Consider the following 16,272-nt stretch of genomic DNA (forward strand, 5'->3'; position numbering starts at 1 on the left):
CGTAACATCAATTAAACCATGAGAAATGGCTGATTCCATATCAAAAATCAGGTTTCAGGCATGCGTCCCCGGAACGATAGGAAATAATTTATTAAACCACTCTTAGTCCGGACAGCCTATGAGCGGAAAGAAAATCCATAGCAAGATTAGTAAGGTATCAAAATTCTTTTAATAATGGTTATAATAAAGCCCTAATTGTGATCGCCAAGGTCCTTTCAAGCGCAGTGCTCGGAGTTGACGCATACCTGGTCGATGTAGAGGTCGATCTCGCGTTCGGGCTCCCCCAGTTCAACACAGTAGGGCTCCCCGAAGGGGCCGTCAAGGAATCAAAGGAGCGCGTGCGCGCGGCGATTAAGAACTGCGGCTACGAATTCCCTGTGAGAAGAGTCACTGTCAACCTAGCCCCTGCGGATATCAGGAAAGACGGCTCTGCCTTCGACCTCCCGATGTCGCTCGGCATCCTCGCGGCGCTGGGTTACGTCGACCATGAGCCGCTGCTGGAATACGTGATCCTCGGAGAGCTCTCTCTCGACGGAAAGGTGAAGCCGATAAAGGGCGCGCTGCCTTCCTCGATATGCGCGAGGGACTCCGGGCTCAAGGGGATTATACTCCCCAAGGAGAACGCCGAAGAGGCCGCGGTCGTCGAGGGCGTAAACGTATTCGCCGTGGAATCGCTCCATGATATAGTAGAGTTCATAGAAGGCAAGAGGGAAATACATCCGACAAGAGTAGACATCGGATCGATCTTCACGCACGCCAAGACCTACGACGTCGACTTCCACGAGGTCAAAGGGCAGGAGCACGTAAAGCGCGCGCTCGAAGTCGCGGCAAGCGGGGGACATAACGTGCTAATGATAGGATCTCCCGGCACGGGGAAGACGATGCTCGCCCGGAGGCTCCCGAATATAATCCCGGAAATAAACAGTCGTTTTATTTTTACGTTTTCATTTTTTACGCATTACGCAGTTTTTTTCTCGATGCCTCCAGGCCGCCATACTTTTAATTCCAGTTGTAGAACGCATTCTCCGCTACCCATGTCTTCCGGCATACCTCAGATACCTTCGTGACGGTTTCAACCCAAGGCATTCGCAATCCGCTCCTAGGTGAGCCTGGACTTTTTCATGACAAAATCACTCCTGTTTAATTAAGTATTTTGCTAAATTCCTCCAATTTTATCAGATCCGGTTTTCCGGGGGGAGGTCAATAACCTCCTCCGATATTTTAATGCCGCTCCTTTATTCCACGAAAGTTACTGGATTTATTTAAATAGGCTCTTAATGGGGGTACAGAATAAATATTAATACTTAAGTATGATAAAAAATTAATACTAGCAATTAAAACAGACAAATGTTAGATATGGTACTACACTGTGCTTTCAGATCACTAGTGGAAATAAGATATTTGTGAGGAAGAGGTGAAAATTCAATAAGGAGGAACAACAAATCATGAGAAGATCCATTTATTTAATATTATTTATTTATGTATTATTAGGTATTTATTCGGGCGCATTTGCTGAAGATTGTAATGTAACAGTTAAATGTGTTTGTGAAACGCAAAAAAGTTTGAGGGCTGTTCCATGCCCTAATGATTTTTCAAACACAGCGATTGACTGTACCAAAGAAGGTATTCCTGAAGGTACTTGTGCAGTTGACTGTGGACAAGAAGTTGAAGCTGTCTGTGAAGAGATACCTATTCAGTGCAAATCTAATGAAAAAGCCGACTGTGTGGTAACTTTGCCAATTATAGTGGGCACTACTCCCGGAGTCTGCGCACCTGGTGAAACTGATTGTAACGGTACGTGTGTTGACACGAACACCGACGAATCAAATTGCGGGCAATGCGGCGTCGTATGTGCGCTTGGTGAAATATGTGATAGTGGGGCGTGTGTATGCCAAGCTAGTGATGAAGTATGCGATGGTTTAGACAACGATTGTGATGGCATCGTGGATAATGGTTTTGACTTGGACACCGACGAATCAAATTGCGGGCAATGCGGCACTGTATGTGCGCTCGGTGAAATATGTGATAGTGGGGCGTGTGTATGCCAAGCTAGTGATGAAGTATGCGATGGTTTAGACAACGATTGTGATGGCATCGTGGATAATGGTTTTGACTTGGACACCGACGAATCAAATTGCGGGCAATGCGGCGTCGTATGTGCGCCGGGTGACACATGTGTTAATGGGACGTGTAATCCATGACAATCTGGCGAAACTCTTTGCGCTGATACGTCTGTTGACACGAACACAGACGAGTCAAATTGCGGGCAATGCGGTAATACATGTGCGGCTGGTGAGACATGTGATAGTGGGACGTGTATTCCTCAATGACAACCTGACGAAAGTCTTTGCATTGATAAGTGTATTGACACGAACACCGACGAATCAAATTGCGGGCAATGCGGTACATGATTTTAGGTTCCGACGGTTATCATTTGATTCAAGTCGATTATCGAAGCTAGTTAGCCGGTGGAATTACTACTTGTTCCGTCGGCGACTTCATATTATAATGCATTTGATGTTTGATTAAGGAGGGTGGGATGAGAAGAGTTGGACTAGCTGCTGTTACTTGCTCCTTTCTAATTTTAATTTCACTAAATTCTGTATTTGCACAAGGTGCGGTTGTAGTTCCAAGTAGTCTTACGAATGTAGAAGGGAATATAGATAACGGATATCCCTTTAATTGCAATTGTCTTAGCATGAGGTATCAGCAGGTATATCTCGGTTCTGAGATTGGATCATTAAACATTAGTAGTATAAATTTTCGTCTGGAAAGCAGCTTTCCTTCCGCCTTCGAACCAGCTGTTTTGCCTGATGTACGTATAGATTTGTCTACTACTCAGGCGGTTCCGGGCGGACTCGATAGTATTTTTGCGAATAATATAGGGCCGGATAACACAACGGTATTTTTCGGTGATCTAACCTTGTCAGCTCCAACCTGTACGGTGACCCCGTGCCCGTTTGATATTACTATACCATTACAAACGCCATTTTCCTTTGATCCGTCAACAGGAAATTTACTTCTTGATGTTAGAATTCCAACAGCCGTAGATATTTTTAACGTAGATCTTGGTTTTGTCTTTTTTGACGCAACGAACGAATTTGGAAATATTACTTCACGTGTTTCGAGTGTTAATGTAAACAGTCCGGACGGAACTGTAGATAACATAGCTTTGGTAACTCAATTTGTGCCTTTCACTTTCGTATCTAATATCCCAACACTTTCCGAATGGGGATTAATAGCTTTGGCGGCGGGATTAGGAATGTTTGGAGTGTTCGTTTTGAGGAAGAACAAAAAGATGGCCTAATCTGAGATTGAAATATTCTGGGGTTCGAAGATTATGCAAGAACCCCAGCCAACGCCTTTCCGAATTCTTTTCCGAGATTGATCACTGTTCGATATTCGAGCTAAAACCGAGTCCGTACGCGCGGCTTTTCATCTTAGAAATGTTTTTCTTCACAGAATTATACGGGAGAATTCACCGGTTGCGTGCGGGGTATTCGATTACCCGGACACAGTAAAGAATAACGAAGCCTCTATTACATCTTCAACTAAGTTCCAGGCAACTCACAAGATTTTATTACAAAAAGATAAATCATATATTACAAATAGATGCAATATGCATTAAAATTGGCACTAAAGTAAAACAGGGGATATTTAAAAAAGGCTTAAAGGAGGCTGAAGTGAATCTCTTCAAGAATCGGGGAGGGGTGTATCTCTTACGACTGGCTCGACCTGTTTTTCTGTTAATCGCTCTAAGCTTGGTTTCAATACCGACGATCGCAACTGCTCAGACTACGGGCACCAGCTCTTCGTTCGGCGCGTTCGCGGACCTGACATTGCTGCCGCTTCTCGGCCCGGGCATCAACATCGATCTGGGACCCGTATCCACCGCTTCGGGGAATGCGCCGCCCGATTATTCGGACTCTGACACGGTGCTGAGTGCCGGATTGTCCACAGGCCTGACGGGGAATATTCTATCGACCGGCGTCCTCGCGACGAACGCGAGCTCTGTTATCGCAAATGACAACACTTCTGCCGATGCCACGGTCGACGACCTGGCCCTCTCCATAGTGGGGGCGCTACAGCTTTTGACGATCGGGGCCGATACCGTCGTTTCGACTGCCGATGTAAGCGGGGACTGCGGCACGGGCAGCCTGACGGCTACGGGGACGACGACGATAGAGGGAGCGTCCGTGGGAGGAACGCTCGGGCTCGGTCTCAGCATCGCCGTGAACCCCCCGCCCAATTTCGAGCTCATTAACCTCCTCGGCATCAGGGTCGTGCTGAACGAGCAGATAGTAACCGGCGACGGCGTTACCAGCAGAGGTATAACCGTAAACGCAATACACGTCGACCTGACGAATACGATTCTCACGCTGATAGGCGCACTCAGCGGGGATATTATTATTTCACAATCCCAGGCGCAGGTGCAGTGTAATGAGGTACAAGCATCAGCCGATCTCTCCATTACCAAAGCCGACAGTCCCGACCCCGTTACAGTGGGTAACGTCCTCACGTACACGCTGACCGTGACCAACAGCGGGCCTGACCAGGCGACCGGAGTCACCGTCACCGACGTAATACCTTCGAGTTTTACGTTCAACAACGCCACTCCCAGCCAGGGGACGTGCAACCCGCTCGTCGGCCAGACGCTCACCTGTAATCTGGGGACCATAGCAAACGGGGATAACGCCTCTGTTACTATATCTGTAACACCCACACAGGCCGGTATTATTTCAAATATGGCCGTAGTGTCGGGGAACGAGCCCGACCCCGACCCCGACGATAATTCGGATACGGAATCCACGACTGTCGAGGGGGCCGGTCCCGCGAGCGCCAATCTTTCGGTCGTAAAGTCGGACAGCCCCGACCCGGTAATCGTCAATCAGCAGCTGACGTACACGGTTACGGTTACGAATCTGGGTCCCGACGACGCTACGAACGTCGTCGGGACGGACACTCTCCCCGCAGGCGCGACCTTCGGCTCCGCCACGCCGGAACAGGGTAGCTGCGGTGAGGCAGCGGGAGTAGTAACGTGCAACCTGGGCGGCATTCCGAGCGGAAGCAGCGTAAATATCACGATCATAATTACTCCGACCGCTACCGGAACGGCCGTTAACACGGTCTCCGTTGCAGGTGACGAGAGCGATCCCGACAGCAACAATAATTCGGATACCGAAAATACGGCTGTCGATCCAGTTCCGCAGAACGCCGATCTTTCAATCGCAAAGTCGGACAGCCCCGACCCTGTAATTGTAAATCAGCCGCTGACGTATACTCTCACGGTTACTAATACGGGGCCCGACACGGCGACGAACGTCGTAGTGACTGATACACTGCCCGCTGGGGCCGTATTCGGCTCGGCCACGGCCGAGCAGGGGAGCTGCGGCGAAGCGGCGGGTGTAGTTACATGCAGCCTCGGAAACATAGCGGACGGGGACAGCGTGATAGTTACGATAACAGTTACCCCGACGGTCGTCGGAAACAACGTGAACAGCGCATCTGTGATAGGAGACGTCAACGACCCTGACCCGGGCGACAACTCTGATGACGAGGATACGGATGTCGATCCGGCCCCTCCGGGACCAACGCCGACAGGGCCTGTTCCGACGATCGATCCGTCAGAACCGCCGGGAACGCCACTCCCGGGTCCACGAATAAACTCGATACCCACACTCTCCGGCTGGGCGTCGGCAGGGATGCCGCTGCTCATGGTGCTGATCTCGATCATGGTGCTCAGGAGGCGGGCTAAGAGGGGCACGGGAAACGTATGAGCTAAGGTGACGAAATGAGGCGCATATGCCGTATCGCGGCTGAGCGCCTCTTTTCTGTCACCGGCAATCCCTCAAAAATTTCAGTACGATAATTTCTGTTAAAGAACAAAAGCCGTTGGGCGGAATGACAGCTCAACGGCTTTTGCATATTAGAGGAGATATTGAGAATAGGGTTTCCTTGTTTAAGGCTTCAGTTTATCAAACCTTTTCTTCCCGAGTCTCTGCAGCACGCATTGAGTGCGAAAGAATCCTTATCGAGAACCCTGTCCATTGGAATAAAGTTCACTCTACTTTCGAGCCCCAGATCATCCGTACCGGAAGCTACTTGTTTAGCTGAATCCCGGCATCCGTCGGCCGTTATGATTCTGTCGGGGTCAATTCCCATATCTATGAAATACTTTTTTATGGAGTCGGCTCTATCCGCGCCAAGCGTGTCCGCTGAATTCTCACCCGCACTGCAATACGCCTCGATCACGACGTCAATATCGGGCGATTCTTTGAGGACGCTGACATTTTCGTCGAGCACTGGCTTCGCGTCATCCCTTATTTCAAAGCTGCCCGGGTCGAAGAAGACGTCCTTTAATTCGGGGATGTACGGATTGGGCAGAGCGGAGTCGGATGACGAGGCCGCGCCTGACAGTCCGGAGCCGGGCTCTTGCCCGTTTGAAACCGCGTGTACGTAGGTCGACGAGATCCCCATGACAATAAATACGCCGAGAACTGCAGCTAATAAATACCTATACCAAGAGTTAGAATGTTTATTCATATCGATTACCTCCTGTAAATTGAGCTTGACTGCCTGGGGATAATAAGTGCAATCCCTGTGCCATAGCGGGGACGCTGAATAGTTCTATAATGCCGGGATATTACGGAGCATAGAGACAGATTCAGGCTATTAGAGATTTAGGGTTGTACAGATTCGTACAATCCGGGTTGTTCGGAAATATACCGGGTAATCGGCCGTATCAGGGGTTGATTTTATCGAGCTCCTGCTTTGCGAGAGCGGCTTCTCTCGAATCGGGGAACCTGTCTATGAGAGTCTTGAAAAAGAATTTCGCCCCGTCAGGCCTCCCGATTTTAACGAGAGAAAGGCCCTGCTTCAGATAAGCGTCCGCGACTTTCCCGTCGTTCGGATAAGTGTCGATAAATACCTGATAAGCCAGTATAGCGTTCAGATACTGCCCCTCGTTGTAAAGGGCGGTTGCGCGCTGGTAGAGGTCTCCCGTAGGGGGTGGTGGTATCTCCTCGAGAGGGGATTCGCCCTTGGGCGACGCCGGCAGGACCCGCTTCTTCTGGAGGTCGTCCATTTTCATATACATGTCAGAATAATTCTGCTCGAGGCTCCTGATTCTCGCTCCCTGAATTTCGAGTCTTCTCTGTATGTCGTTTAAATCACTTGACATGGCCGCGACTGTTTTTTCGAGGCTTTCCTGCCTCTCGTTGAGCTCCTGTATGGAACCGGGACCGGCGATGCAGCCGGCAAGCATGCACGAGAAAGCTAATATGGCGCAGATCGATATCTTCATATGCGACCCCGGGATTGTTCAATTGTCGTAGGGCATTAACTTGCTAAGTCTTTTTCACCCCGAGGAGAGAATTATCTGATAATAATTCAGTGTTGTCAAAGCGATCCTGATAATTGGCAAATACAGGTTTGTTTTCGCGGCTGGCCTGTCCTGAACTTGATTCAGGAAAGCCGCTCCTACAATCACGCAAGATTCACGATACAGGATGAGATTGCCGGGAAGTGGTTCAGGATTTGGCTCAACATGACAAGAAAATTAGAGAATTCCATCCGCGAATTATTTAACATCTACAGGGGGGAGGGGGAGATGAATAAAAAAAGCGGCAGGGACGGGGCAAACGTCCCTGCCGGCATATTAACTTGAATAGCAGGCTAGCGCATAGCCGCTAAAGAAGTTAGGGTGTGTGAGAGTCTTTCGGTTCAGGCGCTCTTCTCGACCTTTTCCAGAGAAATGACCGTGCCGTTTTCGATTTCGAGCTTGACGAAATCGCCTACCGTCACTCCTTCGAGCATAGTGTCGTCCTCGAATTTAGTGAAGGAATGTGTCATTCCCTGCTCGTCTTTAAGTGACAACTTGTCATTATCGGGGCTGATTTCCGTGATCTCGCCCTTGAGCTCCTGCTCACGGTTCATGGGCTGACTGTCCTCCGGCTTTTCGCTTTCCGTCATATCACCTGAGCCGGATTCGGCATCTTTCGCAGAAGTTTCTGCTGCGATATCCTGCTCCTGAGAGATTTCCTCATTATTCGCCTGGCCGGCCGCGCCGTCCTCAGCCGGAATCGTCAGCGTCTGCCCCTCGAAAATCCGGTCCGGGTTCTCGAGGTTGTTGGCCATCGCTATTTCCTGCCACCTGTCCTGAGACCCGAGCTGCTCTTCCGCTATCGTTGCGAGCGTGTCTCCGGCCTTAACCGTATACTGTCCGCCTACCGCACTGTGCTGATCCTGGGCCGGATCGAGCTGGTAATTCTCCGACGGCTGGCTGCCGTCTTCGGGATTTCCATATTGATCGGCCGCATAAACCCCGCTCGCTCCGCCGAGAGCAAGCCCCGTAGCTAAAATCGATGCTAGTAATAAACGATTCATATCTAATACCTCCCTGGTATAGGATTTTATGCATGCATATTCTATGCATACTCAAGGCAATAACGGCAAAAGCCGTGCCAGGTCTGCGCTCGCGTCGCATATTTTTAATGATTCCTTTTGGTTGCATTTAGAATTCGTCCGGCGGGGGGAACGAAGAATGACCGGTCAGTCGCATATGGAACAGAACAAGCTGTTTAGAATCTTACAATGCGGATTCTTTGCTGATATCGAGAGATTATTAATTTTCGGGTTTGAAAAACATTTAATTCTTCCGGGTAAAAGCTGGTAGAATTATCTTTTACCTCCGCAGAGGGTCGGGAGAGACTAAAATTGAAACTCAGTAAACAGATAAGGCTCGGGTTCGGCCTCATGCTGATTCTCATGGTTATCATCGGGGGTCTTTTTGTATACAACGTCTACAGGCTGAACGACGCGGCTTCCAATATCGAGGGAAGGTATTCTACCCTGTATAAGCTGTTCTCGAACCCTGACAACACGATCGAGCCCGACCCCGGTATCGGCAAGGAGATCGTCGACCGCGCCGTGGCGCTCGTCGACGAGCAGCTGAAATATAATTACACCTACGTATTGATCGCTGTCGGATTATCTTTGCTATTCGCGGGAATGATTACTGTCCTCTTCCCGTCAAAGATCACGAGACCGATTGAGCGGCTGATAAACGCCACAAAAACCGTAAAGAAGGGGGATTACTCCTACAGGATCAAGAGCGTGGGGGAAGCCGACGAGATTTCCGCGCTGGCCGGCTCGTTCAACGAAATGCTTCAGAACATAGAGGACACCCACAGGAGCAACCTGGAGCTGCTCGAGCAGACAAAGAGGTTCAACGAGACCCTCAGGGAGAGGGTGGACGAGGCGACAAGCGAGATCAGGGAACAGCAGAACGAGCTTATCAAGGCGGAGAGGCTTGCGACGATCGGAGAGTTCGCGGCTCGCATAGCGCATGAGATAAAAAACCCGCTTTCGGGGATCACCGTTGCGCTTGAAATAATGAAAAGCAAATCGGATGACAATGACCAGCAGCAGTCCATTTCGGAGGTCCTGAAAGAGGTAAGGAGGCTCGATCGAATCCTGAAGGATCTGCTTCAGCTTTCGGTCCCGAAGGAAATGGATTTCAGAAAAGCCGATCCAAACGATATAGTGGAAAGGTCTATCCTTGTGGTGTCTCCGATCGCGGAAGAAAAGGGAGTGACCATAGAAACGGACCTCGGGTGCTCTGAAGAATTCAATCTCGATTATGAGAAGTGCCAGCAGGTCGTCATCAACCTCCTGATAAACGGAATAGACGCACTCGGGACGGGAGGAGGAAAGGTGACGGTCGGGACCGAAAGCGTCGACGGGGAGCTCCATATAAGAGTCACGGATACCGGCCACGGCATTCCGCCGCAGGATATAGATAAGGTCTTCGAGCCCTTTTATACGAGCAAAAAACAAGGTACCGGCCTCGGGCTCGCGATATCAAAAAGAATCGCGGAAGCACACGACGGGAGGATCACTGTTTCAAGCGAATTGGGGAAGGGTTCTACTTTTACGCTGGTTTTACCCGGGAGCTCAATGGAGAAAGCCAGAATATCGGTCTAGTGTCGAGGCGCTCCTGTCGAGAACCCGAGTCCGCTGGTGTATTCTATGTCAAGGAGTAAAGATTGAGCCAGACCGTATTGATAATCGACGACGAGGATTTCCTCTGTAAAAAATTGAGCGAGAGCCTCTCAGACGAGGGATTTCTCGTCAGCGCCGCCAACGACGGAGAGTCAGGGCTTCTTCTTGCCAGGAGAGACAACCCTGACCTGATCCTGCTCGACCTGAGACTCCCGGACATGGACGGGATCGAGGCCCTGGGCCAGATAAATAATATGGACCCCAGGCCCGTGACAATTCTCATGAGCGGGCACGGCAACGTGGACATGGCGGTCTCGGCCATTAAAAAGGGCGCGTATGATTTTATAGAGAAACCCTTTTCCATAGACAAGCTTAAAATAATCGTGAAGAACGCTCTCGATAACGTCGGGCTCAAAAAAAACCTCGACACGAGGTTAAGGAGCGAGCAGAAGCAGTACGGGTTTCATGCATTAATAGGAAAGAGCGAGGCTATCAGGAAAATTATCGAGCTCTTCGAGAAGCTCGTTACGACCGACCCCAAGACGGTGCTGATAAGCGGCGAGAGCGGGACCGGCAAGGGGCTTGCGGCGAAGGTTCTCCACCACAACGGCGTGAGGGCTGAGAAGCCTATAATAGAGCTCAACTGCGCGGCGATTCCTGAAACACTCCTCGAAAGCGAGCTGTTCGGACACGAGGCGGGCTCGTTCACCGACGCTAAAAAGATGAAGACCGGAATATTGGAGGACGCTAACGGCGGGACTATTTTTCTCGACGAGATAGGGGATATGAGCCCCGCCCTCCAGGCGAAGCTCGTGAAGGCGGTCGAGGAGAGGACGTTCAGGAGGATCGGCGGCAAGAGGGACATAAAAGTAGACGTGAGGGTCGTCGCCGCAACGAACAAGGACTTGAAGGACCTGGTCGAAAAGAACCTTTTCAGGGAGGACCTCTACCACAGGCTCAACGTGATAAATTTCGAGATGCCGAGCCTGAGGGAGAGGAGGGAGGACATCCCCCTTCTCACGGAGCATTTTATAAGTTACTTCAACGTGGATTTCAACAAGAACATAAAGCACGTCCCCGAGGAAGTAGAAATGGCGTTTATGGGCTACCAGTGGCCGGGGAACGTCCGCGAGCTACGGAGCACCATAGAGAGGGCGGTATTGCTCAGCGAAGGCGACACGCTCAACCCTAAGTACGTGCAGATCGACGAGCAGAGCAAGGGAGTAAAAATTCATGGCGACGAGCACAAGATGTTCTTCGAGCTCGATATGGACAAGCTCACGCTGGATACGGTCGAGGAGATGGTCATCAGGAAAGCGCTCGAGCTCAGCAGCTGGAACCAGACCAAGGCCGCCGATATGCTAGGGGTTACGAGACAGGTGCTCAGGAACAGGATGATTAAGATGGACCTGCTCAATTGATGTAATCGCAGAGATAAAATTCTCGTAACAAACCAGCCGAAAGTTCCCTCGTATCTTGATTGTTGGTAAAGAGATCTCGGTTTTGAGCTTTTCGGGAAAAAATTGTAATATGTCGCTTTATACGTGCATCAGTTTCCGTCTGGGGCTCGACAAAGGAGAATGAAATGATGGAGATAATCTCGTGGATAATATTCGGACTCGTGGCGGGGGCAGTCGCAAAGATGCTGATGCCCGGAAAGGACCCCGGGGGCTTTATCGGCACTATAGCGATTGGCGTCGTCGGGGCGTTCGTTGGCGGGCTTATTGCCAGTATGCCGATGTTCGGAGGGACTCAAGTACAGCCCGGCTTCAACCTCAAGAGCTTTTTATTCGCGGTCGCGGGCTCTATCATTCTGCTGGCAGTGTACAGGTTGGTGAAGGGGAAGGCTTGACCTAAGAACCTTACATCCTTCGACTGCACACTACGTGTGCGCTCAGGATAAACGGTTTTTAGGAAAGGAAAATCCTCCCTAACCTATTTTGGCTTAGGCAACGACGACGCGGAAGATAATTTACTCATACGCCTTTGTTGGTATGGCGTCTGGTTCTTGCACACATTCAGAACCGTTCTTTTTCTAAGGGCTGGCCTGTCCTGAACCATGTCCTGAATTTATTTCAGGATCTATTCAGGAAAGCCGCTCCTACAAGGTATGAGGATTAAAGAAGCGAACCCGAGGGTTTTGTTCTAGTGAACTTACCAAGAATCCGTTAGTTGTGCATACTTTGAATCTATGCCGAAGCTGAACAAGATCGTTGCATTCCTGGATGATTATCTCAAAACCGATGACATAGATGATTCCTCGTGGAACGGGCTCCAGTTCGAGGGAAAGGGGAATGTGAAGAAGGTCGCGTTTGCGGTGGATGCGGGAGTCGAGGCTTTCGAGAAAGCAGCCGGGGAGAAGACTGATTTGCTAGTAGTGCATCACGGACATTTCTGGGATTTCCGCAACCCTTCCATAACCGGCTGGGCGAAGGAAAGAATAAGGATACTGTTCGAGAACGATATTTCTCTCTACGTGAGCCACAATCCGCTCGACAGGCACAAAGAGATCGGTCATAACGCGGAGCTCCTAAAATTGCTGGGCGCCAAGATTACGGAAGAATTCTTTCACTACCACGGGAAAAACATCGGCTGGATAGGGGAGGTCAAGAAGGGGCTTCCGCTCAAAGATATCGAGGAGAAGCTCAACCGTGAGTTAAGCACGATATGCAGGGTGCTCCCGTTCGGCCCGGATAGAGTCAGGTCGATAGCAGTCTGCAGCGGCGGGGGGAGCTACAGCGGGTTTTACAATGCGCTCGATGCGGGTGTCGATCTATACATAACCGGGGACGCGGTCGAGATTTACCACACGGCGAAGGACGCGCGGGTCAACGTAATATTCGCCGGCCACCACGCGACCGAGACTCTGGGGTTAAAAGCGTTGTCCCGGATATTGAAGAAAAAATTCGGGATAGAGACGGTTTTCATAGACCTGCCGACAGGTTTATAGGGAATTCCCCGAACGGGGTTCCCGTCCATTCCCCACGCCAGCCCTTCAATTGACAAAACATGCTCTAAGTCTTAGACTAATTTGAATTTGAGGAGGCGTAAGAGATGGGCAGCGACAATATGGTGAAGATATTCGACACGACTTTAAGGGATGGAGAACAGGCCCCGGGCTGCGGCATGACCGCGGAAGAGAAGCTCAGGGTGGCTCACCAGCTCGAAAAGCTCGGCGTCGATGTCATCGAAGCCGGCTTCCCGATTTCTTCAGAAGGCGATTTTCAGTCGGTGAAGGTCATTGCGGAGAAGATACGGGGCTGCGAGATCGCGGGCCTATGCAGGGCCAATTTCAACGATATAGACAGGGGCTGGGAAGCGGTCAAGAACGCCGAGTACCCGAGAATACACACATTCATCGCCACCTCCGACATCCATCTGAAACACAAGCTCAGAAAATCGAGGGACGAGGTGCTCGAGATCATCAGCACCGCCGTCAAGCACGCGAGGCACTACACGGAGAACGTCGAGTTCTCGTGCGAGGACGCGACGAGGACGGATTTGGATTACCTATGCCGCGCGGTAGACGTCGCGGTGAGATCAGGCGCAAAGATAATAAACATCCCTGACACGGTCGGATACACCGTCCCGGAGGAGTTCGCGTTCTTCATCAGGACTCTTAAGGAAAAGGTCCCCGGCCTCGACGACATCATACTGAGTGTACACTGCCATAACGACCTCGGGCTTGCGGTCGCGAACTCAATCGCCGCGATAAGGGAAGGCGCGAGGCAGGTCGAATGCACGATCAACGGCCTCGGGGAGAGGGCTGGGAACGCCTCGCTCGAAGAAATAGTGATGGGACTAAAGGTCAGGAACGACCGCAATCCATACCTGACCAGAATAAACACCGACCAGCTCTATCCGACGAGCAGGCTCGTCTCGCAGGTTACGGGTGTAAACGTCCAGCCGAATAAAGCTATCGTCGGCGCGAACGCGTTCGCCCACGAAGCGGGCATACACCAGGACGGCGTGCTCAAGGAAAGGATCACCTATGAGATCATGGACCCCGAAGAGGTAGGGATTCCCTCGAACAAGCTCATCCTCGGAAAGCACTCGGGACGGCACGCTTTTAAGGACCGCCTCGAGGACTACGGGTATTTCCTCGACGATAAGGCGTTCGAGAGCGCGTTCAAGAAGTTCAAGGACCTGGCGGACAAGAAAAAATACGTCTTCGACGAAGACATCGAAGCTATTATAAGCGAAGAGTTCGTCCGCTCGTCCGATTTTTACAAGCTCATTACCGCCAACTACTCGGGCGGCTCCGACATGCAGCCCGTGGCCACGGTGAAGCTCCTCATCGACGGCAAGGAAGTTACCGTTTCCGAGAGCGGGGACGGCCCGGTGGACGCGGCGTATCAGGCCGTGTCGAAAGCGACGGGACTCAGCCCTACGCTTGAAAGCTACGTCGTCACAGCTATTACCGAAGGCATAGACGCACAGGGGGAGGTTACCGTGAGGGTCGAGGACGAAGGCGTCATAACCCAGGGTCAGGGATCCAATACGGACATAGTGGTTGCGAGTGTAAAAGCGTACGTGAACGCGCTCAACAAGCTACGCTGGCGTAAAGAGCACCCGAAGAGGGTCACGTCGCAGGGGATGTAATAGTCCTCTATCCTTCATAATCCGCATTCCCGCAACTAATCAGACAGACTTGCTATATACTTACCAATAGTCATGGCGTTCCCCACAAAGACTATCGAGAATTACGTAAAAGCGGGCTACCCGATCATCTATCTCGTCTCGTGGGAGGAGGAGAGGGTCGAGAATACGCTCAAATCCATAGGGAAAAACGTATACGGCGAGTCCGGCAAGTTCTCCGTATGGGCGTGTAACGACGGATTCAGGGAGGGAGCCGAGAACCTGGTAAATGCGCTCGACAGGGTGATGGTCGAGCAGGTAAAGGGGTTTTACGTTTTTAAGGACGTGAATTATTTTCTCGACGAACCCAGGCTGATAAGGAAGCTGAAAGACGCGTACCAGAAGCTCAGAAAGTCGTCCAACACGATATTCATACTTTCAAACACCCTTTCAGTTCCGATTGAGCTCGAGAAGGAAGTCGCCGTCGTCGATATCGACCTCCCCGACAGGGCTGAGACCGGCAAGATCTTCGACTTCGTTATTAAAAACTATACGCCCGAGAGCGTGCAGAGTACGATGAAGCCATATTTCAGGGAGGCGGCCATAAACGCGCTCCAGGGTCTCGGCGCGCTGGAGATGGAGCTCGCGCTCAGGAGGACGCTCGTCGGAAGGGAAGAGCTCGGGGAAGACGCGGTCGACGCGCTGCTCGAAGAAAAGGCGCAGCTCGTGAGGAAATCGGGGACGCTCGATTTCGTGAGGAGCAGGGTCGATATAGAGAAGGTCGGGGGGCTCGAGAATATAAAAGAGTGGCTCAACGTAAGGAGGCTCGCCTTTTCGAGCGAGGCCAGGGAGTTCGGGCTGGATACGCCAAAGGGCATACTTCTCATGGGGATAAGCGGGTGCGGGAAGAGCCTCTGCGCTAAGGCGATAGCGACCGCGTGGAACCTGCCGCTCTTGAGATTAGATTTGAATCAGGTCTACAGCGAATCTTTCGGGAGCCCCGAGGAAGCGTTCAGGAAGGCGATAAAGACGGTAGAGGCGAGCGCCCCGTGCGTGCTGTGGATAGACGAGATCGAGGCGGGAATCACGAGGAGCGGGGAGAAGTCCGGGGACAGCCCTACGGCGAGGATATTCGGGTACTTCCTCACATGGATGCAGGAAAAGGCGTATCCAGTCTTCGTCACCGCTACGGCTAACCAGATAGACCTGCTCCCGCCCGAGATACTGCGGAAGGGCAGGTTCGACGAGATATTCTTCATCACGTTGCCTAACCTGAAAGAAAGGAAGGAGATTTTCAGGATACACCTTCAGAACAGAGGTAAGAACCCCGAAGGGTTCGACCTCGATTCCCTCGCCAAGAACACGGAGGGCTTAAGCGGGGCCGAGATAGAGCAGGCCGTCATTTCGGCGCTCTTCGAGTCCTATTCAAAGGGGAAGGAGCTCGACGACAGGGAGCTCATAATCGCCGCTTCCTCGATTGTGCCTCTCTCGACCACGATGAGGGAGGAGATATCGAAGCTCGAGCGCTGGGCTTCTAACAGGGCGGTCAAGGCTTCGAGGTAATAGGCCGCCAGTCAATTGAAGCCCGCCGTGAAATGTGTTATATAATTTGCCTGCCGTTATGATTCAGGATACAAGATGCAAGATTCATGCTGCATGATAAAAAAATGTCACATCATGTATCCTGTATCG

The 16,272-nt window shown here is 51.2% G+C and carries 14 protein-coding genes; 11 read left to right on the top strand and 3 right to left on the bottom strand.

What is annotated here, in order from left to right; genetic code table 11:
• Nucleotides 1–197: 197 nt before the first annotated feature.
• The 4 genes from AB1598_12130 to AB1598_12145 all read left to right on the top strand — a co-directional run bounded on the left by AB1598_12130 (nucleotide 198) and on the right by AB1598_12145 (nucleotide 5,777).
• Nucleotides 198–1,067 (top strand): magnesium chelatase domain-containing protein, encoded by an 870-nt coding sequence (locus AB1598_12130; GenBank protein ID MEW6145756.1) that lies wholly within the window; start codon nucleotides 198–200, stop codon nucleotides 1,065–1,067.
• A 378-nt stretch (nucleotides 1,068–1,445) separates the two neighbouring features.
• Nucleotides 1,446–2,201, top strand: coding sequence for a hypothetical protein (locus tag AB1598_12135; GenBank protein ID MEW6145757.1), 756 nt, complete (start codon nucleotides 1,446–1,448; stop codon nucleotides 2,199–2,201).
• Between the two features lie 338 nt (nucleotides 2,202–2,539).
• On the top strand, nucleotides 2,540–3,307 hold the full coding sequence (locus AB1598_12140) for an IPTL-CTERM sorting domain-containing protein (protein MEW6145758.1): 768 nt from the start codon (nucleotides 2,540–2,542) through the stop codon (nucleotides 3,305–3,307).
• A gap of 454 nt (nucleotides 3,308–3,761) precedes the next feature.
• Nucleotides 3,762–5,777: a hypothetical protein gene (locus tag AB1598_12145; GenBank protein MEW6145759.1), complete on the top strand. Its 2,016-nt coding sequence runs from the start codon at nucleotides 3,762–3,764 to the stop codon at nucleotides 5,775–5,777.
• 190 nt (nucleotides 5,778–5,967) lie between these two features.
• Here the strand turns inward: AB1598_12145 and AB1598_12150 are convergent, their stop codons facing one another.
• Together AB1598_12150 and AB1598_12155 are read right to left on the bottom strand one after the other, a co-directional pair.
• Nucleotides 5,968–6,543, bottom strand: a complete 576-nt coding sequence (locus AB1598_12150) for an OmpA family protein (protein MEW6145760.1) — start codon at nucleotides 6,541–6,543, stop codon at nucleotides 5,968–5,970.
• Between the two features lie 199 nt (nucleotides 6,544–6,742).
• The gene (locus AB1598_12155; GenBank protein MEW6145761.1) at nucleotides 6,743–7,303 is read right to left on the bottom strand and encodes a tetratricopeptide repeat protein; all 561 of its coding nucleotides are present in this window, start codon (nucleotides 7,301–7,303) and stop codon (nucleotides 6,743–6,745) included.
• A 156-nt stretch (nucleotides 7,304–7,459) separates the two neighbouring features.
• Here AB1598_12155 and AB1598_12160 point away from each other — a divergent pair, with 156 nt between their 5' ends.
• Nucleotides 7,460–7,666, top strand: coding sequence for a hypothetical protein (locus AB1598_12160; protein MEW6145762.1), 207 nt, complete (start codon nucleotides 7,460–7,462; stop codon nucleotides 7,664–7,666).
• 56 nt (nucleotides 7,667–7,722) lie between these two features.
• On the opposite strand, the gene AB1598_12165 is transcribed toward AB1598_12160, so the two are convergent.
• Entirely contained in the window at nucleotides 7,723–8,385 is a 663-nt protein-coding gene (locus AB1598_12165) for a LysM domain-containing protein (GenBank protein ID MEW6145763.1), read from the bottom strand.
• 330 nt (nucleotides 8,386–8,715) lie between these two features.
• Between AB1598_12165 and AB1598_12170 the strand changes: the two genes are divergently transcribed.
• From AB1598_12170 to AB1598_12195, 6 genes are all read left to right on the top strand, one after another.
• The gene (locus tag AB1598_12170) at nucleotides 8,716–9,984 is read left to right on the top strand and encodes an ATP-binding protein (protein ID MEW6145764.1); all 1,269 of its coding nucleotides are present in this window, start codon (nucleotides 8,716–8,718) and stop codon (nucleotides 9,982–9,984) included.
• A 62-nt stretch (nucleotides 9,985–10,046) separates the two neighbouring features.
• Nucleotides 10,047–11,423, top strand: coding sequence for a sigma-54 dependent transcriptional regulator (locus AB1598_12175; protein MEW6145765.1), 1,377 nt, complete (start codon nucleotides 10,047–10,049; stop codon nucleotides 11,421–11,423).
• A 167-nt stretch (nucleotides 11,424–11,590) separates the two neighbouring features.
• Entirely contained in the window at nucleotides 11,591–11,854 is a 264-nt protein-coding gene (locus AB1598_12180; protein MEW6145766.1) for a GlsB/YeaQ/YmgE family stress response membrane protein, read from the top strand.
• Nucleotides 11,855–12,193: 339 nt separating this feature from the next.
• Nucleotides 12,194–12,952 carry a Nif3-like dinuclear metal center hexameric protein gene (locus AB1598_12185; GenBank protein MEW6145767.1) on the top strand — a complete coding sequence of 253 codons (759 nt, stop codon included), beginning with the start codon at nucleotides 12,194–12,196 and terminating at the stop codon, nucleotides 12,950–12,952.
• Nucleotides 12,953–13,056: 104 nt separating this feature from the next.
• Nucleotides 13,057–14,604 (top strand): 2-isopropylmalate synthase, encoded by a 1,548-nt coding sequence (locus tag AB1598_12190; protein MEW6145768.1) that lies wholly within the window; start codon nucleotides 13,057–13,059, stop codon nucleotides 14,602–14,604.
• Between the two features lie 72 nt (nucleotides 14,605–14,676).
• Complete coding sequence (locus tag AB1598_12195; protein MEW6145769.1) at nucleotides 14,677–16,143, top strand: AAA family ATPase; 1,467 nt, start codon at nucleotides 14,677–14,679, stop codon at nucleotides 16,141–16,143.
• Nucleotides 16,144–16,272 lie beyond the last annotated feature (129 nt).

The sequence above is a fragment of the Thermodesulfobacteriota bacterium genome, assembly GCA_040754335.1.
In the GTDB taxonomy this organism is placed as follows: domain Bacteria; phylum Desulfobacterota_D; class UBA1144; order Nemesobacterales; family UBA2774; genus 2-12-FULL-53-21.